The organism is Brevundimonas sp. AVps7 (genome assembly GCF_058681545.1).
Genome location: NZ_CM178742.1, coordinates 1948441 through 1968651, shown reverse-complemented (window position 1 = coordinate 1968651; position 20211 = coordinate 1948441). Strand labels below are relative to the sequence as shown.

General features: G+C 67.9%; 20 protein-coding genes. 12 read left to right on the top strand and 8 right to left on the bottom strand.

Annotated elements, in window-relative coordinates:
• Positions 1-8 precede the first annotated feature (8 nt).
• A complete protein-coding gene (locus ACW17Y_RS09835; protein ID WP_492035536.1) occupies positions 9-1553 on the top strand; it encodes a pseudouridine synthase in 1545 nt (514 codons plus the stop codon).
• Here the strand turns inward: ACW17Y_RS09835 and ACW17Y_RS09830 are convergent.
• Positions 1530-2474 (bottom strand): CPBP family intramembrane glutamic endopeptidase, encoded by a 945-nt coding sequence (locus ACW17Y_RS09830; RefSeq protein ID WP_492035535.1) that lies wholly within the window; start codon positions 2472-2474, stop codon positions 1530-1532. The two genes, ACW17Y_RS09835 and ACW17Y_RS09830, sit on opposite strands and share 24 nt — an antisense overlap.
• A gap of 45 nt (positions 2475-2519) precedes the next feature.
• Between ACW17Y_RS09830 and rsmD the strand changes: the two genes are divergently transcribed.
• On the top strand, positions 2520-3095 hold the full coding sequence (gene rsmD / locus ACW17Y_RS09825; protein ID WP_492035534.1) for a 16S rRNA (guanine(966)-N(2))-methyltransferase RsmD: 576 nt from the start codon (positions 2520-2522) through the stop codon (positions 3093-3095).
• Here the strand turns inward: rsmD and ACW17Y_RS09820 are convergent.
• Entirely contained in the window at positions 3078-3353 is a 276-nt protein-coding gene (locus ACW17Y_RS09820; protein ID WP_492035533.1) for a YjhX family toxin, read from the bottom strand. The genes rsmD and ACW17Y_RS09820 overlap by 18 nt on opposite strands.
• 260 nt (positions 3354-3613) lie before the next feature.
• Between ACW17Y_RS09820 and ACW17Y_RS09815 the strand changes: the two genes are divergently transcribed.
• Positions 3614-3976 carry an iron chaperone gene (locus ACW17Y_RS09815; RefSeq protein WP_492035532.1) on the top strand — a complete coding sequence of 121 codons (363 nt, stop codon included), beginning with the start codon at positions 3614-3616 and terminating at the stop codon, positions 3974-3976.
• A gap of 34 nt (positions 3977-4010) precedes the next feature.
• Positions 4011-4802 (top strand): MerR family transcriptional regulator, encoded by a 792-nt coding sequence (locus ACW17Y_RS09810; RefSeq protein WP_492035531.1) that lies wholly within the window; start codon positions 4011-4013, stop codon positions 4800-4802.
• A 270-nt stretch (positions 4803-5072) separates the two neighbouring features.
• Here ACW17Y_RS09810 and mutL read toward each other — a convergent pair whose 3' ends face one another.
• Positions 5073-6914: a DNA mismatch repair endonuclease MutL gene (mutL, locus tag ACW17Y_RS09805; protein WP_492035530.1), complete on the bottom strand. Its 1842-nt coding sequence runs from the start codon at positions 6912-6914 to the stop codon at positions 5073-5075.
• Positions 6915-7034: 120 nt separating this feature from the next.
• On the opposite strand from mutL, the gene ACW17Y_RS09800 reads away from it, so the two are divergent.
• The 3 genes from ACW17Y_RS09800 to ACW17Y_RS09790 all read left to right on the top strand — a co-directional run bounded on the left by ACW17Y_RS09800 (position 7035) and on the right by ACW17Y_RS09790 (position 9398).
• Positions 7035-7385 carry a hypothetical protein gene (locus ACW17Y_RS09800; protein ID WP_492035529.1) on the top strand — a complete coding sequence of 117 codons (351 nt, stop codon included), beginning with the start codon at positions 7035-7037 and terminating at the stop codon, positions 7383-7385.
• Between the two features lie 61 nt (positions 7386-7446).
• Positions 7447-8028 (top strand): DUF4287 domain-containing protein, encoded by a 582-nt coding sequence (locus ACW17Y_RS09795; protein WP_492035528.1) that lies wholly within the window; start codon positions 7447-7449, stop codon positions 8026-8028.
• Between the two features lie 392 nt (positions 8029-8420).
• Positions 8421-9398, top strand: a complete 978-nt coding sequence (locus tag ACW17Y_RS09790) for a hypothetical protein (protein ID WP_492035527.1) — start codon at positions 8421-8423, stop codon at positions 9396-9398.
• On the opposite strand, the gene ACW17Y_RS09785 is transcribed toward ACW17Y_RS09790, so the two are convergent.
• Genes ACW17Y_RS09785 through ACW17Y_RS09770 form a run of 4 tightly spaced genes read right to left on the bottom strand, consistent with a single transcriptional unit; the run spans position 9395 to position 13258 of the window.
• Positions 9395-9949 carry a hypothetical protein gene (locus ACW17Y_RS09785; RefSeq protein WP_492035526.1) on the bottom strand — a complete coding sequence of 185 codons (555 nt, stop codon included), beginning with the start codon at positions 9947-9949 and terminating at the stop codon, positions 9395-9397. The genes ACW17Y_RS09790 and ACW17Y_RS09785 overlap by 4 nt on opposite strands.
• Before the next feature lie 31 nt (positions 9950-9980).
• Entirely contained in the window at positions 9981-11585 is a 1605-nt protein-coding gene (locus ACW17Y_RS09780) for a M20/M25/M40 family metallo-hydrolase (protein WP_492035525.1), read from the bottom strand.
• Positions 11586-11645: 60 nt separating this feature from the next.
• The gene (locus ACW17Y_RS09775) at positions 11646-12803 is read right to left on the bottom strand and encodes a GNAT family N-acetyltransferase (protein ID WP_492035524.1); all 1158 of its coding nucleotides are present in this window, start codon (positions 12801-12803) and stop codon (positions 11646-11648) included.
• Positions 12800-13258 (bottom strand): RidA family protein, encoded by a 459-nt coding sequence (locus tag ACW17Y_RS09770; protein ID WP_492035523.1) that lies wholly within the window; start codon positions 13256-13258, stop codon positions 12800-12802. The genes ACW17Y_RS09775 and ACW17Y_RS09770 overlap by 4 nt, the downstream gene beginning before the upstream one ends.
• A gap of 99 nt (positions 13259-13357) precedes the next feature.
• Between ACW17Y_RS09770 and ACW17Y_RS09765 the strand changes: the two genes are divergently transcribed.
• Entirely contained in the window at positions 13358-14299 is a 942-nt protein-coding gene (locus ACW17Y_RS09765; protein WP_492035522.1) for a hypothetical protein, read from the top strand.
• Between the two features lie 382 nt (positions 14300-14681).
• Here the strand turns inward: ACW17Y_RS09765 and ileS are convergent, their stop codons facing one another.
• Positions 14682-17606: an isoleucine--tRNA ligase gene (gene ileS, locus ACW17Y_RS09760; RefSeq protein WP_492035521.1), complete on the bottom strand. Its 2925-nt coding sequence runs from the start codon at positions 17604-17606 to the stop codon at positions 14682-14684.
• A gap of 270 nt (positions 17607-17876) precedes the next feature.
• Between ileS and ACW17Y_RS09755 the strand changes: the two genes are divergently transcribed.
• The 4 genes from ACW17Y_RS09755 (at position 17877) to ACW17Y_RS09740 (ending at position 20204) form a co-directional block, all read left to right on the top strand.
• Positions 17877-18389: a DUF3828 domain-containing protein gene (locus ACW17Y_RS09755; RefSeq protein WP_492035520.1), complete on the top strand. Its 513-nt coding sequence runs from the start codon at positions 17877-17879 to the stop codon at positions 18387-18389.
• A gap of 107 nt (positions 18390-18496) precedes the next feature.
• A complete protein-coding gene (locus ACW17Y_RS09750; protein ID WP_492035519.1) occupies positions 18497-19039 on the top strand; it encodes a DUF3828 domain-containing protein in 543 nt (180 codons plus the stop codon).
• Between the two features lie 8 nt (positions 19040-19047).
• On the top strand, positions 19048-19629 hold the full coding sequence (locus ACW17Y_RS09745) for a DUF3828 domain-containing protein (protein WP_492035518.1): 582 nt from the start codon (positions 19048-19050) through the stop codon (positions 19627-19629).
• Positions 19626-20204: a DUF3828 domain-containing protein gene (locus ACW17Y_RS09740; RefSeq protein ID WP_492035517.1), complete on the top strand. Its 579-nt coding sequence runs from the start codon at positions 19626-19628 to the stop codon at positions 20202-20204. The genes ACW17Y_RS09745 and ACW17Y_RS09740 overlap by 4 nt, the downstream gene beginning before the upstream one ends.
• Positions 20205-20211: the final 7 nt, after the last annotated feature.

The window sequence follows — 20211 nt, the reverse complement described above, 5'->3', positions numbered from 1 at the left end:
CGCTCATCATGGCCCGCCATACCGACGACAACGACAAGAAGCGCAGCACCAGTCAAGACCTGCGCGCTCATAAGCCCGGCGACAGGCCCAAGAGCGGGTCCGCGCGACCCGGCTCGGCGTCCGCCGCGCAGTTCCAGACTGTGACCAAGTCGCTCGAAGGCGGCCGGGGTTCCAGCGGTCGCGCCTATGCGCCGGACAAGGGCGCGCGGCCCGAGAAGCCGATCAAGGGCAAACGCTATTCCGACGACTCCAAAGGTCCCAAGGCCGGCAGCAAGCCTGCGGCCGGCAAACCCGGAGCCAGGGACGCCGCCCCCGCCGAGCCGAAGCGCAGCGAGCGGATCGCCAAGGCCATGGCGCGTGCGGGCATCGCCTCGCGCCGTGAGGTCGAGCGTCTGATCGGTCTGGGCAAGGTGGCGGTGAACGGCCGCATCCTCGATACGCCGGCGACCCTTGTCACCCGCGACGACGTCATCACCGTTGACGGCAAGCCGATCGCGGCGGCCCAGGCCACGCGCGTCTGGCGCTACAACAAGCCGGTCGGTCTTCTGACCTCGCACAACGACCCGCAGGGCCGTCCCACCGTGTTCGACGCCCTGCCCAGCGGCCTGCCGCGCGTGATCTCGGTCGGGCGCCTCGACATCAACACCGAAGGCCTGCTGCTGCTGACCAACGACGGCGAGCTGTCGCGGGCCCTGGAGCTGCCGGAAACGGCCCTCGTGCGTCAGTACCGGGCACGGGCCCGGGGGCGCGTCACCCAGGCCGATCTCGACAGGCTGAAAGATGGCGTGACCGTCGACGGCGTCCGCTACGGCCCGGTCGAGGCGACCATCGACAAGGCGACGACCAAGGAAGACGGCTCCCAGGCCGCCAACCTGTGGATCAGCGTCCAGATCGCCGAGGGCAAGAACCGCGAAGTCCGCAAGGTGCTGGAATCGGTCGGCCTGACCGTCAATCGCCTGATCCGCCTGGCCTACGGGCCGTTCCAGCTGGGAACCCTGGCGACCGGCTCCGTCGAGGAGATCGGCCCCCGCGTGATCCGCGAGTTGCTGGGCGAACATATCCGCCCCGACAACCTGCCCGAGGGCAACACCGTCGCCACGCCCGCGCCCGTTCCGGGTCGCCGGTCCAGCACGCCCAGGGTTGCGGGCGTCTCGGGCTCGGCCATGTCCGACCCGTCGAGGAAGCCCAGCCGCGTGCGCGCGGCCGAGGATGCTCACGTGCAGGGCGTCGAACGCGCCAACCGGCCGCCGAAAAAGGCCGGCTGGGCCAAGGCCGGCGCGCCCAATCCGCGCGGTCCCTCGACCAAGAAGGCCTGGACGCCGCGCGAAGGGGCCGCCGACGAACGCCCGGCGCGGGTGTTCAAGCCGCGCGAGGACAAGATCATCGGCCCGAAGTCAGCGACCTGGGCTCGCGACGGGGACAAGCCCAAGCGCGACTTCAAGCCCCGTGACGGCGCGAGCGCGCCGCGTTCCAGCGGCCCGCGCTCCGGCCCCGGCGGTCCTCGTCCTGCCGGCGGCAAGCCGGGCGGATCACGCGGTCCCTCGCGGGGCTAGTCGCGCCGGCCGCCAGTCGCGCGGGCCGTCGGCCAGTCGCCCGATGATGATCAGCATGACGACGGCGACGAAGACCTCGGGCGCCAGCTGGATCCAGTCGGAGTCGGCCCCCACCTCCATCGCGGACAGGGGCTGCCAGAACAGGCAGATCATCAGGTTGTTGGCCAGATGGGCGCCGATGGCGAACTCCAGCCCGCCCAGCCGGATCGCCGCCCAGGTCCAGATCGCGCCCGACAGGGCCCGGGCCACATAGGCGACCGGGTCCGGGTCCAGGTGCAGGGCGGAGAACAGCAGGCCGTTGATCAGGCAGAGGACGACGGGATGCCGCGTCAGCTGGCAGGTGAGCCGCAGCAGGACGCCGCGACAGACGACCTCTTCCGCCGCCGCCGCGCCCAGCAACCCGACGACGCTCGCGACGACGAAGACCGGCCGGGTCCAGTCGGCATAGGTCGGGCTGAACAGGGGGGGAGCCCATTCTCCGCCCATCAGCAGATAGAAGGGAAACAGGATCACGCTGACGCAGCCCATGGCCAGGAAGCCGACGCCGAGGTCCCAGACGTTGAACCGGCGGCCGGGCCACAGGAAGTCCCGGAACGGACGCCGGTAGATCATCGCCGCCGCCGCGAGGATCGCCACGGCGATTCCGCCGAGAATCGCCGCCAGTAAAAGGGTGTTCCCGCTCTCGTCGATCAACCGCAGCGGTGTCTCCGGCAAGGGGCCGTCCAGCCGCAGCTGTTCGGTCGCCCCGGGGACGAAGCGGACGACGATGGCCAGGACGATCATCACGACGACCATCAGCAACATAGCCAAGGCGATAAAGCCGCCGAACTTCAGCCAGGGGCGGTCCGGCGTGAAGCCGGTGATCATGGGCGACCGGCGCGCCAGGGGAACGGCGCGGACGAGCGCTTCATACGGGGACATGACCGACCGTTGCATTGCGTCGCCGTTCTGGTCCAGAGGCAGGCCATGAGGATCGTCGCCGGAAAGCTCAAAGGTCGCGCCATCGTGGCGCCGGAGGGACAGGGCACACGCCCGACGTCGGATCGCGCGCGTCAGGCCGTGTTCAATGTGCTGGAGCATGCCGCCTGGGCCGAACCCCTGCACGGCGCGCGGGTGATGGACCTGTTCGCGGGATCCGGGGCGCTCGGGTTCGAGGCGATGAGCCGGGGCGCGGTCTTCTGCGTCTTCGTGGAGATCGACGACGACGCGCGCGGTTCTATCCGCGAGAACGCCGACGCCTACGGCCTGATGGGGGCGACGCGCGTGCATCGGCGCAGCGCCGTCGAGATGGGTGTGCGTCCGGGCTCGGACGGCGAGGCGTTCGACTTGGCCTTCCTCGACCCGCCCTACGGCAAAGGCCTGGGCGAACAGGCGCTGCAACGGCTGCTGGACGGCGACTGGCTGAAGCCCGGCGCCATCGTCGTGTTCGAACGCGGCTCGTCCGAACCCGAGATCGACACGCCCGGTTATGAGCGGCTGGACGCGCGCGACTACGGCGCCGCGCGCGTCCTCATCCTCAGGCGCTCACCAGCCGCGGGATGAGACGCGGTTGTCGAGCTGGCTGCGCATACGCGCCAGTCCCTCGCGGTTGACCCGATACGGTAGACCATTGACCGACTGGATCAGCCCCTTGGTCTTCAGCTTCTTCCACACCGACAGGGTGCAGTCGGTCAGCTGGAAGCCGTCGCGGGTGAAACAGTCGGCCTTGAGGATACGGCCGTCGGGATCGCGCTCGAGCACGATCGCGCCGCCTTGCGCCAGGGCGTGCAGCGTCCGCTGCTCCGCACGGGAGATGTTCATTTGAGAATGTCCGTGATGTCGTGAAGGCTCGCGCCGGCGAAAGGCTCGCCGACGGGTGATCAGAGGCTTCAGCAGTCAGCGCCGGGCCTCAGGCCTTTCGCGCAATCTCGGACATAGGCTTCCTGTCGGGACGGTCCCGAGGGGTTGAACTGGGCCTGTATAGCGCAGGTCGCAAATCCGCGCCAAGCTCCGGCCATGACCCGCATAAATCGCCGCAACCTGCTCGCCGCCGTCACGACCGTGTTTAAGGACAGCGGCCTGTGACGGCGCCTGTGGATCACGACGCTTACATCTCCGCAGCGCCCGAGATGTTCCGGGAGACGTTGGCAAGCCTGCGCGACCGCCTGGCCGCCAGCCTGCCCGATGCGGAGGCGATCGTGGCCTATGGTTTGCCGGGGTTCCGCCTGGCGAGCCATACGGTTGCCGGCTATGCGGCGTTCAGCAAACAATGCGGCCTCTATCTGCTGCCCGATGCGATCAGCACACACGCCGATGAGCTTACGGCGGCCGGCCTGAAGTTCAGCAAGACCGGTGTCACCTTCACGCCGAAGAAACCGATCCCCGACGATCTGCTGGCGAGGCTGGTTGCGGCTTCTCGGGCGCAGGCGCTGAAGCTCCCTTGACCCTCACGCCGCGTGAGGCCCCATAGGTCTGTCCATGCGGAACGACGCGCGCCACACGATCCATACCGTCAGCCAGCTGGCCAGGCTGTCCGGGACCTCGGTCCGGACGCTGCACCACTATGACGCCATTGGACTGCTGAAGCCCGCGACGGTCGGCGAGAATGGATACCGCTACTACGGGCGACGGGAGCTGATGCGATTGCAGCAGATCCTGATCCATCGGGAATTCGGGGTCGCGCTCAGCGACATCCCGGCCCTGCTGGACGCCGGGGACCTCGACAGGCTGACGGCCCTGCGCGAGCAGCGCTCCCGGCTGGAGCAGGAAGCGGACCGCTATCGCCGTCTGGCCCGGACGATCGACCGCACGATCGCCGAACTGGAAGGACGAAAGACCACGATGGACAAGCAACTTTTCGAAGGTTTCAGCCCCGAGCTTGAGGCCGACTACGGGGATTGGCTGATCGACGAACACGGAGAGAGCGCCGGGCGGGAACGCATGGCGCAGGGGTTGGAGGCGATGGCGGCGATGTCGTCTGAGCAGAAATCGCAGTGGATGGCCGAGGCGACCGCGTTGAGAGACGCGTTCGCGGGGGCGATGGCCGATGGCAAAGCTCCCGACGACGCTGCGCTGGAGCCTTTCCTTCAGCGACACCACGCGTGGGTGACGATCACCACCGGCGTGGCGCCGACCGCAGAGGGTTACGCGGCGCTAGGGCGGCTCAATGTCGAGAACGCCGAGTTCAAGGCCATGTACGACGCTGCCCTGCCGGGGCTGGCGGAATGGATGGCCGAGGCGATGGCGGGGTACGGGGAGCGCCGTTTGTGAACCCTCTCCCGGAATGAGAGGGTCAGCGGTCCATACCCATCAACGGATCGTCCGAATCCGCCTTTTAAATCAATGCCCGGCCCTAACGAGAGGCCTTTTATGCATCACGCTCTAAAACGGCCCTATATTGGTTGGCCGTGAAGCAGACCGGATAGGATCGACCATCTCCTGCGCCGACGGACGCATCGGGCTGAATGGACTCTTTGCACCTTTTGGACGGTGTTTTTTGAGAGTCCAACGTCCAATCGGCCGACGACCGGACAAGCGTTTTCAACGTCTCCCGAACAACTTCTCGAGGTCGTTAAGCTTCAGCTCCACATAGGTCGGCCGCCCGTGGTTGCACTGGCCGGAGTGGGGCGTGGCCTCCATCTGGCGGAGCAGGGCATTCATCTCCGGCGCCGACAGCACCCGCCCGGCGCGGACGGACCCGTGGCAGGCCATGGTGCCGCAGACCTCGCCGAGCCGCTCCGACAGGGCGAGCGCAGCACCGTGCTCCGCCAGGTCGTCGGCGATGTCCCGGATCAGGCCCTGGACGTCGGTGTCGCCCAGCAGGGCCGGCGTCTCGCGCACCAGCACGGCCCCGCCGCCGAAGGGTTCGACGATCAGGCCCAATTGGGCCAGTTCGTCGGCGCGGGCGATGACGCGGTCAGCCTCGGCCGGGTCGAGCTCGACGACCTCAGGGGTCAACAGGGCCTGCCGGACCACCGAGCCCTCGGCCATCTGGGTCTTCATCCGCTCGTAGACGAGGCGTTCGTGGGCGGCGTGCTGGTCGACCACGACGATGCCGTCGCGGGTCTGGGCGACGATATAGGTGCCGTGGACCTGGGCGCGCGCGGCGCCGAGGGGCTGGTCGATCGGGTCCGACACGTTGGCCGGGCTGGACTGGTCGGGCCAGGACGCAAAGCCGGGCGGCGGGGCTTCGACGCGGACCGACATCTCGGACAGGCCCGGGATGTCCTGATTGGCAGCGACCGGACGGTCCCAGCCGGTCCAGCCGCTGAAGCCCTGAGCAGACGGCGCGCTCGGGCTGTAGGCCGGACCCGCATGCGCCGTGAACCCGGCCAGCACATTGTCCGCGACGGTGGTGGAGGCCCGGTGTCCGGCCGCGTGCAGGGCGTGCCGCAGAGCGCCGACGATCAGGCCGCGCACCAGGGCGGGGTCGCGGAAGCGGACCTCGGCCTTGGCGGGATGGACGTTCACGTCGACGAACAGGGGGTCGATGTCGAGGAACAGGACCGCCGCCGGATGCCGGTCTCGCGCCAGGAAGTCGGCGTAGGCCCCGCGTAACGCGCCCTGCAGCAGGCGGTCGCGCACGGGCCGCCCGTTGACGAACAGATACTGGTGCGCCCCGTTGCCGCGCGAATAGGTCGGCAGGCCGGCATAGCCCGACAGGCGGATGCCCTCGCGCGACTGGTCGATCAGCAGGGCATTGGCCTCGAAATCCCGGCCCAGCAGGGCGGCGAGCCGCTTCAGCCGGCCCTCGTCGCCGGGGTGTTCTGCGGGCAGGCGCAGGGTCGTCTTGCCGTCGAGGTCGAGGGTGAAGGCGACGCTCTCATGCGCCATGGCCTGACGCTTGATCTCCTCCGAGATGGCCATGGCCTCGGACCGCTCCGACTTCATGAATTTGAGCCGGGCCGGGGTGGCGTAGAACAGGTCGCGGACCTCGACGCGGGCGCCGTGGGGGCCGGGGAAGCCGGCGGGCGCGACCGGACGCTGGTCGCCGCCCTCGACCGTGATCTGGTGGGCGTCGCCGCCGGGCGCGCGGCTGGTGATGGTCAGGCGGGCTACCGAGCCGATCGAGGGCAGGGCCTCGCCGCGGAAACCGAGGGTCGAGATGCGCAACAGGTCCACGTCGCCCGCGTCGTCGGGCTCCAGCTTGGACGTCGCATGGCGTTCGACGGCCAGGGCCAGCTGGTCCGGGGCCATGCCGTGACCGTCGTCTGCGATGAGGATGCGCGACAGGCCGCCGCCATCCGCCTGGACCTCGATCCGCGTGGCGCCGGCGTCGAGGGCGTTCTCGACCAGCTCCTTGATGGCGCTGGACGGCCGTTCGACCACCTCGCCGGCGGCGATGCGGTTGACGGTCTCGGGCGGGAGGCGGCGGATGGGCATGGGATTCGCGACCCTAGCGCCTAAAGCCCGCAAGGTCGTCAGATTGCGTGGCTTGCTCGCCGCGAAAACCGGTGTAGCGATACGTGTCGCGGTCCGTGTCGGGCCTGGGGAGACTATGTAATGACCATCAAGCTTCTGTCGGCCGCCGCCGCTCTCGCCTTCGCCTGCATCGCCTCCAGCGCCTCGGCCCAGACCGGTCCGCTGGACTTCACCCTGAACAACGGCACCAGCGAAGTCGTCGTCCAGCTGTTCATCTCCGTCCCGTCGACCAGCGACTGGGAAGAGGACATCCTGGGCGCCCAGGTCGTGGGCAGCGGCGACAGCGTCCAGGTCACCATCGATGACGGCCTGGAAGATTGCGAATACGACATCAAGGTCGTGTTCGACGACGAGACCCCCGACCTGATCGTCATGGGCGTCGACTTCTGCGCCATCAACGGCGAATCGCTGGACCTCACCGACGGCGGCTGAAACTGACTTTCGGCGGCGGCCGGGGCGAAAGTCCCGGCCGTTTCCAATTGCGAGATCGCCGATGAAGACCGGAACCCAGCTGACCGAGCGGCAGGCGAAATGGTTCGCCACGGTGAAGGCGAATTTCGAGACCCGGACCGGCCGGACGCTGGAGGCCTGGGTCGAGGTCATGAAGGCCTGCCCCGAGACGGCGCGCCGCGCCCAGCTGGCGTGGCTGAAGGCCGAGCATGGGGTAGGCCAGAACCACGGCTCACATATCCTGGACGCCTTCCGACCGGCCGAAGGGCCGGGTTGGGACGAGCCAGCCGAACTCCGTGCGGCCTTGTGGAAGGACCCCGGGTCCCTGGCGATCCTGGAGGCGATCGAGACGGTCGCCTCGGGCGTCGAGGGAGTCATCTCGGGCCAGAGGAAGGGCTACACCTCCTTCAGTCGCGCGGTTCAGTTCGCGGCGATCCGGCCGTTCAAGGGCGGGAAGGCCCTTCTGGGCCTGAAGCTGGAACCGGAGGCTTCGGCGCGGCTGACGCCGGCGGTGCGCAAGGAAAGCTGGTCCGAGAGGCTGAGCGCCGTGGTCGAGCTGGATGACCCGGCGGCGGTGGACGTCGAGATTGCTCGCTTGTTTGCGATGTCGGCAAAGAATGGATGAAGCTACCGCCCGGCGCAACCGGGGGTGTTGGGGTTGCCAACCAGGCGCGATGGCTCATGCCATCTTCATACGTGAGCCGGTTTGGTCAAACCCAGCCCCCGGGCAAGAAAACATCCAGACGTGACCAGGCAGTACTCACATTCTCCGGTTTGAACCGACATAGGTTTGAGTGCAGACCCGATAACTACTGCCAGTATAGGTTTCCGAAGCATTCTGCTCTCCATGGCAATCCATGGCTGACAATACGAGAAGGTGTCACCGCTTAAGGTAGAAAAAGTGGACTTCCGATTGCAGGTTTTCGCTCGTAGAATGCCCCCATGTGAGTGAGCCACGGCGTTCGCTCCAAGGGTTGATCGAGTTCGCGGTGAAAGTCTCTCGTCATGATTAAACTGATGGCCGCTGCGCTTTCGGTCGGCCTCGCAATCGAGACAGGTCCGCAAGCCAGTCACAATCTGGGCGTCGCTCAGGAGGTTGACGTCCCGGCAGCCCAACCCACGGGGGCCACCCAACTAGACGATATTGTCGTCGATGGCCGGCCTCTACGAGAGGCGACGACCAACTTCATCGATCGGATCATGGCGACGCCGCGAGCGCGGGGCGCCGCTGTCTGGCATGACCGTGTCTGTCTGGGCGTGGGCAATCTTCAGCGACCCGTGGCCGAGGCTCTGATCGATCGCATCTCCGATGTCGCGGTGAGCGTGGGACTGGCGTTGGAGCGACCCGGTTGCGAGCCCCGCGTCTTCGTCGTTTTCGCAGAGGACGCCGATGCTGCGGCCCGAAATCTGGTCGAGACGCGAGGACGGCACTTCCGGATCGGCCTGTCCGGAGCGGACCGGGGGGAGGCGGCGGTCGAAACCTTCCTCGCGTCGGATCGCCCAGTGCGATGGTGGCAGGCCAGCGCGCCCGTCAATGCCGAGACCGGCGTCGTCGCCGGTCGATATCCCGGCCGGACGGCCTTCAGTGCTCCCTTGGGAGGCATCACCAGCCCCGCCGATCTGGGATCATACGGTGCAAACACCTTCGGCTCGCGACTGCGCAGCCCTCTGCGGGACGATCTGTCCCAGGTCATCATCATCGTGGATATCGATCAGGTCGAGGGCGTGGATTTCGGGCAGCTCGCGGACTATCTGGCGGTCGTCTCGCTGGCCCAGATCGATCCCGATGTAGATCCTGGGCCCTATGACAGCATCCTCAGCCTGTTCGTCCATCCGGAAATCGCGCCTCCTGGCCTGACCGACTGGGACCGGGCCTTTCTGGAAGGTCTGTATGGAGCCGAACAGACGGCCGACAACCCGCAGTCCCGCCTGTCCGCCGTCGCCGACAACATGGCGCGCAAGGTCCGCGAACAACAGGCGGCCCCAGCCGACTAGTCGACGGCTTCGGTGGTTCCGGGCTCGAAGGCGATGGTGGCGAAGTCCGGATAGACGGCGCGCAGCGTGTCGATGGTTCCCTGGTCCTCGATCCGGACCAGATACCATTTCCCGTTCTCTTCGACGGCGAGCGTCTGGTTGCGGGACCGCATCCGGCCGACGTCCTTGATCACGATGACTGTCTCGGTCGGGATCAACATGTAGCGGCGCGCGACGCCCGGCGTCCTGGCCGGGACGGCGTCGTCGATGGCCATGTGGAAGGACTCGAAGCTGACGCTTGCCAGCGCGTCCTCCATCTGGGTGTCGATGGACTGCCGCAGCTCGTCTTCGGTCACCCCGAACCGCTCAAGGGTCGCCGCCAGCATCGGCGGCGGGATCACGTCGAGCGTCCCCGTGAAATCGCCGGCACGCACGTCGGCCTCCAGCCCGGAAGCGACGTGGGCGATGGCCGTTCGATCCTCAGGCGTGATGTCCTGGGCCGAGGCGGCCAACGGGACCGGCCCGGCGCAGGCGATCGTGAGGCACAGGAAGAAGGTGCGGAGCGACTTCATGGCCTCACGATACAACAAGGTCGCCGGTGGATCACTCCGCCGGCAGGTACTCGAACGGGTCGCTCGGCGACGGCTGGGTCGGGACCGGCATGCGGGGCAGGGGCTGGTCGCGGTTGGCGGCGTTCAGCAGGAAGCTGGCCAGGATCACCGCCGCCTGACGCAGATCGTCGGGCTTCAGGTGGTCGTAGCTGTCCACCGAGGTGTGGTGGATGCGGCTGTCGTAATCCAGCGGGTCCTGGATGAACTGGTAGCCCGGGATGCCGACGCTCTGCATGTAGACGTGGTCGGTGCCGCCCGAGGTGCGCAGCGAGACGGTCGAGGCGCCGAGGCTGGCGAACGGGGCCAGCCATTCCTGGAAGATTGGCGCGGCGGCGACATTGCCCTCGGCATTGATGCCGCGAATCTTGCCGGAGCCGTTGTCGATGTTGAAATAGGCGGTCAGGTCGCCATGGCCCTCGCGCGGCTGGATCGGCCAGCGGTTGCGCCAGGTGCGGTTGTTGGGCTGGCCGGCCAGGCGGGGGTCGGTCGAGGGTGCGCGGGTCGCCAGATGCTGGTCGACATAGGCCAGCGAACCCCACAGGCCCTGCTCCTCGCCGTTCCACAGGGCGAAGCGGATGGTGCGTTTCGGACGGACGCCGAGCTGCATCAGGATACGGGCGGCCTCCATGACCACGGCGCTGCCGGCGGCGTTGTCGCTGGCGCCGTCGGAGGCGACCCAGCTGTCGAGGTGGGCGCCGGCCATGACGTATTCGCCAGAACGATCCGTACCCGGAATATCGGCGAGAACGTTGTAGGCGTTGACGTCGTCGTCGTGGAACTGGACCTCGCTCATCAGCTCCAGGGTCGGCGGGGTGTCGGTGCGGGCCAGGCGCGCGAGGCGGCGATAGTCCTCGGCAGCCAGCTCCATGCCGGGAACCCTGGGCGTCTGGCCGACGCGGAATCCGGAGCCGGTGCCATGCAGCAGGCCGCCGTCGCGGGCGGACATGCGGACCAGGGCGAGAGCTCCTTCCTCGGCAAGGAAGTTGTCCAGGGCGATGGCGAAGTTCGGCGCGTCGAGCTGACGTTCGATGGCGGCCGGCGAATACTGCGGCTGGGGGTAGACATTGCCGCTGCGGAGCTGTTCGTCGGTCAGGCGGCGGAACGGAGCCTCGGCGGGCTCCGAACCCGTGTTGGGCTGGGTGACAAGAACGATCTTGCCGCGCAGCTGGCCGCGATAGCGTTCGAAGTCCGCGACCCGGGTCATCGGGGCGACGACGATGCCGGCGGTGATCGTGCCGTTGGTGCCCGGCGTCCAGGCGATGGGGATGGCGCGCAGGTCGATGGCGCGGGGTTCGGTCATGCGGGCGCTTGAGCGGACGATCGACCAGCCGCGGCCGAACTCGAAGCCCTCGGCGCGGACGTTGGACAGGCCCCAGTCGCGGAACTGCTGCTGGGTCCAGGTCTCGGCCTCGCGCATGGCCGGGGAGTTGGTCAGGCGGCCGCCGATATTGTCGGTGAGGTGGGCGGCGGTCTGCATGACCTGCGAGTGGTTCAGCCCCTGATCGAGGATGCCGTTGACGGCGACGCGGTCGACGGACTGGGCGGCGACGGGACCGGCGATGGCGACCGAGGCCAGCAGGATCAGCAGACGGGACATGAAGGCTCCAGGCGGAAATCAGGGTTTCGGGATATGACGCGCCAAGGCGGCGCTTGGCAATCAGGCGGATCGGTAGGGGGAGGATTCCTCGGTCAAGGCTGCAATCCCGGCTTCGATGCCGGCGCGTTCCTGGGTCAGGTACTGGGCCACCGGGCCGCGCAGAGCCGGGTCGGCGATATAGTGGGCCGAATAGACGGGGGAGGGCAGGTAGCCGCGGGCGATCTTGTGCTCGCCCTGGGCGCCCGCCTCGACGCGCGACAGGCCGCGCGAAATCGCGAACTCGATGGCCTGATAGTAGCAGAGCTCGAAATGCAGGAAGGGGACCTCGTCGAGCGCGCCCCACTGACGGCCGTAGAGGGCGTCGTGGCCGATGAAGTTCAGGGCGCCGGCGATCGGCGCGCCGTCGCGGAAGGCCATGACCAGGGCGATCCGGTCGGCCATCGTCTGGCCGATCAGGCTGAAGTACGCGCGCGTCAGATAGGGCCGGCCCCATTTGCGGGCGCCCGTGTCCTGGTAGAAGTCGAAGAAGGCGTCCCAGTGGGCTTCGGTGATGTCGCTGCAGGTCAGGACACGGATGTCGAGGTCGCCGCGGGCGTCGCGGCGCTCGCGGCGAATGGTCTTGCGGCGGTTGGACGAGAGGGCGGCGAGGAAGTCGTCGAAGGTCTGGTAGCCCTCGTTCCTCCAGATGAACTGCATGTCCTGGCGACGCAGCATCCCGGCCTCGCCCATGGCCGACCATTCGGGCCGGGTCGGGAAGTTCACGTGCAGCGACGACACGCCGAGCCGCTCCGTCAGGGTCAGGGCGCCCTGGATCAGGGCGGCCCGGACCGTGGCCTCGTCCGTGCCCGGAGCGTGGAGGAAACGCGGGCCTGTCGCGGGGGTGAACGGGACGGCTCCGAGGAGCTTCGGATAGTAGCGGCCGCCCGCGCGCTGGTAGGCGTCGGCCCAGGAGTGGTCGAAGACGTATTCGCCCTGGCTGTGGCCCTTCAGATAGAGGGGCATGCAGCCGAGGACGGTGTCGCCCGGTCCCATCAGGGTCAGGTGTCGAGGGCCCCAGCCTTCGCGCGCGACGGCGCTGCCCGAGGCCTCGCAGGCGTTCAGGAAGTCGAACGAGACGAAGGGATCGCCGGTCGGGGCGGCGCAGGCGTCCCAGGCCTCGCGACCGATGGCCGCGAGACTGTCATGGACCTGGAGGGTGAACTCGGGCTGTGGGCTCACCGCACCTCGACGATGGCGTCCACCTCGACGGCGAAGCCGAGGGGCAGCTGGTAGACGCCGACGGCCGAGCGGGCGTGGCGGCCGGCGTCGCCGAACACCTCGACCATCAGGTCCGAGCAGCCGTTGATGACGGCCGGGATGGCGGTGAAGCCGGGGCCGGCCTGGACGAAGCCGCCGAGCTTGACGACGCGAACGACGCGGTCGAGGTCGCCGTCGAGCGCGGCGTTGAGCTGGGCCAGAAGATTGATGCCGCACAGGCGCGCGCCGGCGTTGGCCTGTTCCGGGGTGACGTCCTCGCCGACCGTGCCCTTGAGGCCGCCCGAGGCGTCGTTCGACAGCTGGCCCGAGATGTGGACCAGGTTGCCGGTGCGCACGAAGGGCACGTAGTTGGCCACGGCCGCGGCGGGCTGGGGCAGGTCGATGCCGAGTTCGGTCAGGCGGGCGGCGATGCTCATGGTGGGCTCCATACAGGTGTTTCGGGCGGTTTAGCGCGGGGGCGAGGCGGGTCGCCAGCCTTTAAAGGTTCGCCAACCGGCGTGTGCCATGATCCCGGCATGGAAACGCTCTCGAAGACACAGATCGAGGCCTTCAAGGCCGTCCGGGCCCGACTGACCGCCGAAGAGCGGACGCGGGTCGATATCGCCTCGGTCGAGGCCGTGGATCCGGCGGCAGCCTCGGCATCGCACTGGAACTTCGACCTGCCGGCGCACGCCGCGGACATTGCGCTCAAGGGTGGGGCGATGGGGGATGACGCCACGGACGCCATGCGCCGGGCCCTGGTGGCGACCTGGGCGCTGGAGCTGCCGGGGCGGGCGAAGCAGGCGGCCCTGCCGGGCGAGGTCATGGAGCTCTATCCCTACTGGATGGACAGGATGGCCGAGTTCCTGACGGCCTCGGCCGATACCGATGCGGCCTATGACCCGGATCACTGGGCCAAGGATGTGCGGATGGCCCTGGTGCTCAGCGTGCCCGGCGCCCTGACCCAGACCATCGACCTGTCGTCGCCCATGGGGCCCGGCCAGGTGGTGCGGAACGGACGCGAGGGCCACGGCTGGTCGCAACTGGTCTCCTATGCGCGGGCCCAGGGGTGGAAGAAGCCCTGGCTCGAGGTCCATACCGAAAGCCGCCAGCTTGCCGATTTCAACGAGGCCGGCTGGGACCGCGCCTGGGCGACGGCGGCGGCGATCTGCAAGACCCGGCCGGAACTGGCCGGGATGATCGGGTCGAGCTGGTTCTATGATCCGCCGCTGGAGACCATCAGCCCGCGTCTGGCCTATCTGAGGCTCAATCCGCTGAAGGGCGGCGCCTTCATCATCCATCAGGGTCCGGCCCCGATCCATTCCGAGCGGGCCAGTGCGTCGTCGCCGACGCGCAAGGCGATGATCGAGAGCGGCGAATACACGCCGAGCTCATGGCTGGTGGCCTGGCCGAAGTCGACGCTGATTCCGTGGGCGGAACAGCGCAAGGCTGCGATGGCGATGGCCGAGGCGGCCTGAGGGTCGAGCCGGACTCCGAAAAAACAGTCCGGCGAGTCCGGCGAGTCCGGATGGGTTGATCTGCTGCGCCTCCCTTTCTCTGGAGCGCGACAGTGTACGGCCGTTTCAGACCGTGATGGGTAAAAGGCCTCTCGTTAGGGCCGGGCGTTGAATTCGTTCGGCGAATTCGGGCGTGTGTTGATGGGCATGGGGTGTCTTCCTTCTCCCCTTGCGGGAGAAGGTGGCTGAGCGAAGCGAAGTCGGATGAGGGGTCATGCCGACCTCGCCGATGATCGCTGGGGCCTCCCTGTCGACAGCGGTGTGACCCCTCACCCGCCCGCGCCAGGACGACGGCTGCGCCGCCGTGCGCGGTCTCCCTCTCCCGCAAGGGGAGAGGGGCTCGTCAGGCGTGCTTCGCGTCCCACCACCGCACCGCCTCGGCGTCGCGGGCGGAGAGGTCGGGGTATTCGGCAACCGACCCGACATCAGGAACGCGGCGCCAGGAGCGGGCGCATTTCGGGTGGTCGGCGAGGGCGATGGAGACGGTGATAGCGTCGCCGCCTTCAACCAGTTCGGCGCCCGAGGTGCGGAAGACTTCGGCGGCGTCGAGATCGGCGAAGGCTGCGAACGCCCCAGCCGGACCGGCGACCGTCGGCCACGCGTCGAGAGCGCCGCCGATGGTCTTTTCGCGACGGGCGCCTTCGAGGGCGTCATTGACGACCTCCAGCACCGACTGGACCGAGGCCCACCGCGCCGCCTCTTCCGGGTTCCGCCACTCGTCCGGCGTCTCCGGGATCACGCGCGCGCAGTTCGTGCCCGCGTCCGGATTGAGCGTTGTCCACGCCTCTTCCATCGTGAAGGGCGTCAGCGGGGCCAGCCAGGCGGTCAGGCGGACGAAGACCTCATGCATCACCGTGCGGGCCGCACGACGGCGGATGGCGTCGGGGCGGTCGCAGTAGAGGCTGTCCTTGCGGATGTCGAAATAGAGGGCGGACAGGTCGCCGGCGCAGAACTCCAGCACCGGGCGGACCACGTCCTGGAAGCGGTAGGTCTCGTAGGCGCCGCGCACCTGCAGATCGAGCTCCCACAGGCGGTGCAGGATGAACCGCTCCAGCGGCGGCATGTCGGCGTAGGCGACGCGTTCGGCCTCGTCGAAATCGGCCAGGGCCCCCAGCAGGTAGCGGACGGTGTTGCGCAGCTTGCGATAGGCGTCGACCGTGGTCTGGAGGATCTGCTTCCCGATCCGCTGGTCCTCGGCATAGTCCACCAGGGCGACCCACAGACGCAGGATGTCGGCGCCGGATTCCTTGATGACGACGGCGGGGTCGGTCGTATTGCCCCGCGACTTGGACATCTTCTCCCCGTTCTCGTCCTGGGTGAAGCCGTGGGTCAGGACGGCGTCATAGGGGGCGCGGCCGCGGGTGCCGGAGCCTTCGAGCAGGTTGGACTGGAACCAGCCGCGATGCTGGTCCGAGCCTTCGAGATAGAGGTTGGCCGGCCAGTGGCTGGGGCGGTCGCCGGTGTAGCCGTGGGCCGGGTCGCGCGTCTCCAGGGTGAAGGCGTGGGTGCAGCCCGAGTCGAACCAGACGTCGAGGATGTCCTCGATCTTCTCGTAGTTGGCCGGGTCGTGCAGGCCGAGGAAGTCGCTGTCGGGCTTGGTGTACCAGGCGTCGGCGCCGCCCTGTTCGATCGCGGCGACGATGCGGGCGTCGACCTCTGCGTCATGGAGGGGGTGGCCGGTATGTTTGTCGACGAACATGGCGAGCGGGGTGCCCCAGGCGCGCTGGCGGCTGATCAGCCAGTCGGGGCGACCCTCGACCATCGAGCGGATGCGGTTCTTGCCGGCGGCGGGGTGGAAGTCGGTCTGGTCGATGGAGGTCAGGGCCGTTTCGCGCAAGGTCGCGCCTTCGGCGTGGTCCAGCGCCTGATCCATGCGGATGAACCACTGGGGCGTGTTGCGGAAGATGACCGGGGCCTTGGAGCGCCAGGAGTGGGGGTAGGAATGCTCCATCCGGCCGCGCGCCAGAAGCGTTCCGGCCTCGATCAGCTTGTCCATGACAGCGGGGTTGGCCGAGCCGAACTTGCCGGTCTTCTTGCCCTCGGTCTCGAGCACCTTGAGGCCCGCGAACAGGGGAACGGAGGGGTAGTAGGCGCCGTCGGGGTCGACGGTGTCGGGCACCTCGTGATGACCGTGGGCCTTCCAGACCTCGAAGTCGTCGGCGCCATGGCCGGGGGCGGTGTGGACGAAGCCCGTGCCCGCGTCGTCGGTGACATGGTCGCCGTCCAGCAGGGGCACGTTGAAGCGGTAGCCGTCGTCGAGCTCGGCCAGGGGGTGGGCGCAGACGAGGCCCGACGGGTTGATGTCGTCCAGACGGGTCCAGGTCGCGATCTTCGCGGCCTTGAAAACCTCTTCCGCCAGTTTGTCGGCGAGGATCAGGCGGTCGCCCGGCTTGGCCCAGGGGGCGAACTCCAGGCCCGTCTCCATCGACTGGACCTCGTACAGGCCATAGGCGATCTCGGGGCCGTAGCTGATCGCGCGGTTGGCCGGGATGGTCCAGGGCGTGGTGGTCCAGATGACGATCGACGGCGTCTGGTGGCGGAAGGCCAGCAGATCGTCGGGGTGGTCGTCGGTCGCGGCGATGACCGGGAACTTGACCCAGATCGTGGGCGAGACGTGGTCATGGTACTCGATCTCGGCGTCGGCCAGGGCGGTGCGCTCGACCGGTGACCACATGACGGGCTTGGAGCCGCGATAGAGCTGGCCCGAGTTCTTGAACTTGTGGAACTCCTTCACGATGGCGGCCTCGGAGCCATAGTCCATCGTGGCGTAGCGGTTCTCGAAGTCGCCGGTGATGCCGAGGCGCAGGAACTGGGCCTTCTGCACCTCGATCCAGCCGGCGGCGTAGGTGCGGCAGGCGGCGCGGAACTCGGCCTTGGAGACCTCGTCCTTGCGGCGGCCCCTGGCGCGGTACTGTTCCTCGATCTTCCACTCGATCGGCAGGCCGTGGCAGTCCCAGCCGGGCACGAAGTCGACGTCGTAGCCGAGCAGGAAGCGCGAGCGGACGACGAAGTCCTTCAGCGTCTTGTTGAGGGCATGGCCGATGTGGATGTCGCCGTTGGCGTAGGGCGGGCCGTCGTGGAGCACGTACAGCGGCGCCTTCTCGGCCTGACGCCGGGCCCGCAGGGTCGAATAGAGATCGCCCCACTGTTCCAGGATCAGCGGTTCCTTTTGCGGCAGCCCGCCGCGCATGGGGAAGGGCGTCTCGGGCAGGAAGACGGTCTCGCGGTAGTCGCGGGTGGATTCAGGAGTGTCGGCGGCGTCGGCCATGAATTCTCGTCTCGTCGTCTGTGATCGTTCGCGGTGTTCGGTGCGCGCTGTCGGAGCCGGAGATCGGCTGGAGGCGCGTCTGCGATCCCGGCGGGCGTGGGGAAAAGTCCCCGGCGCTACGCCGGGCGGCTAATCGAAATCGGACGGAACACGCGAGCGGTCATGATGCGGGCGGGATAGCAGAGGCTGTTGGCGCTGCACAGTCAGCATTCGTGGCTTCTCGCCCGGCCGAACGCGGGTATGGTTCCTGGAGGAACGAGGAGGTATCCGATGCTCGCCGCCCTGATGTTCGCTGCGGCCCTGACGGGTCAGACTGCTAACGAGCCGACCGGCTGCCCGGTCACGCCGGTGTCGCGCGAATGGAGTGAGGCGGACAGGGGCGTCCACTGCTTCCTCGGCTGGCTCTATGGACCGGGGACTCTGGAGATCGTGACGCCGCTGGGCGACGAGAAGGGTCTGGTGTTCACGCCCGCCCTGATCGCCATGATGGATCGGGCGAGACAGGCCGGCGACGACAGCGCGGCCTTCGACGCGGACCCCATCTGCCAGTGTCAGGATCCGGGTGATCTCAGACTGCTCTCGATCACGGTCCTGGCGGCGGACCCTGACCGGGCGGTGGCCCGGGTGACGTTCGACTTCGGCGGCCGGGCGACGACCATGCCGGTCGAGGATGAGACGGTCAGTCTGATCTTGCCGCTGGAGCATCGGGATGGCGAGTGGCGCATCAATGACGTGATCCCGCTTGAGGCTTGGTCCTTCCGACGCAGCCTGAGAACCCCTTGAACCTGATCGGACTTCGTCAGGGCGCGGGGGCTGGGAAAAGCGGCGGTTTCCGATAACGTCTTGCTCGGGCCGGATCAGGTTCGAGGGAAGCGTTGATGCAGTTCAGGATGACGAGTGTGTTGTGTGTGGCGCTGGTGGCCGCACCGCTGGCGGCCTGCGAGGCGCGACCCGCGGAAAGCGCCCCCGCCACGGCGGTGACGCCGGCCCAGGCCGATGGAGCCGAGACGTTCGTGCGCGAACTCTACGCGTCCTATCACGATGATCCGAATATCCAGTCCGGTCGGACCGACGGCGTGTGGTCAGCGCGGACCAAGGCTCTGTGGGACGAGAATTTCGAGGCTGCGCAGGGCGTGGGCTATCTCGGCGCCGATCCGATCTGCGCCTGCCAGGACTGGCTCAAGCTGCAGGTGACCTCGCTGGTGGTGACGCCGACGGGGCCCGATAGCGCAGACGCGGCCGTGGTCTTCGTCAACGGAGAACCGCCTGAGACGGTGCGCCAGACGCTGAAACTTGTCCGTGAAGACGGGCAATGGGCGGTCGACGACATCGCCTGGGGCGAGGGGCATATGCTCGCCGGCGAACCGAACATGGTCGAGGGACTGATCGCCTCGACTGCCGAGATCAAGGCCATGCCGGAGGAAGATCAATGAGGACGAAGATGAACCAGGCCCTGATTCCTGTCCTGGCCATGCTGGCGCTCGCCGCCTGTTCGCAGCCAGGTGAGACGGCCAAGGCGTCGGACACGGCACCGGCAGAGATCTCCGCGGCCGGCGCGGTCGATCCTGCCGCTGAAGCCTTCGTGCGCTCGCTTTACACCGTCGAACAGGGCGGAACCTCGACTGGCGCGGAGGAAGAGGGGGGGGCGCGTCCGATGTGGTCCGCCCGCACCGAGGCCCTGCTGAACGAGAACGACGCCGTCACGCCCGAAGGCTATGTCGGTTACGAGAACATCCACATCTGCGACTGTTCCGACGATGGCGGCATGGTGCTGGACAGTGTGTCCCTGACGCCGCGCAGTCCGGACCGGATCGACGCGACCGTGTCGATGACCTGGACGATGGCGCAGCCGCCCGAAACCCGACGCCAGACCCTGAACCTGATCAAGGAAAACGGTCGCTGGGTCATCGACGATATCCAGCGCGACCAGTCAGGCGAGTTTCCGTCCAGCAATCTGGTGGCCGGTCTGACGGCCTATATCGCCGAGGCCAGGGCGGAGGCCCCACAGGGAGACAAATCATGATGCGTCGTCGGGCTCTCATCGCCACTTTGACCCTCGGCCTCGTCGGCTGTTCGCAGGGAGAGAAGGTCGAGGGGTCAGAAGGCGACGGCGACGTCGCCTCGGCCTCAGCCTCGGCGGGCGCGACCGCTCCGCCCGGGCCGGTGTCGCGCGATCAGGTCTATGCAGCGGCCGGCGAGGGGCCAGAGGCCTTCGTGCGGACGATCTACGCCCAATACGTCAACGGCGGACCTCAGGGGGAACAGCCGGCGCCGGGGCAGGATCCGATGTTCTCGCGCACCATGAACGCCCTGATCGGGGCGGACTTCCGGGCGGCGAACGGCGAGGTTCCGACGCTGAACTACGACCCCTTCTGCGCCTGTCAGGACCAGGGCGATTTCGTCGTCACGGCGACGGCCGTGGCCCAGTCCGACCCGAACAAAGCCGAGGCCAGTGTCGCATTCACCAACATGGGCGAACCGAAAAACCTGAAGCTCAAACTGGTGCGCGAGGGGCCGAACTGGAAGGTCGACGACATCATCGACGGCACGGATTCGCTGCACGACACCCTGATGGCGGTGGCCGAGGCGGCGGGCTGAGGCCTGA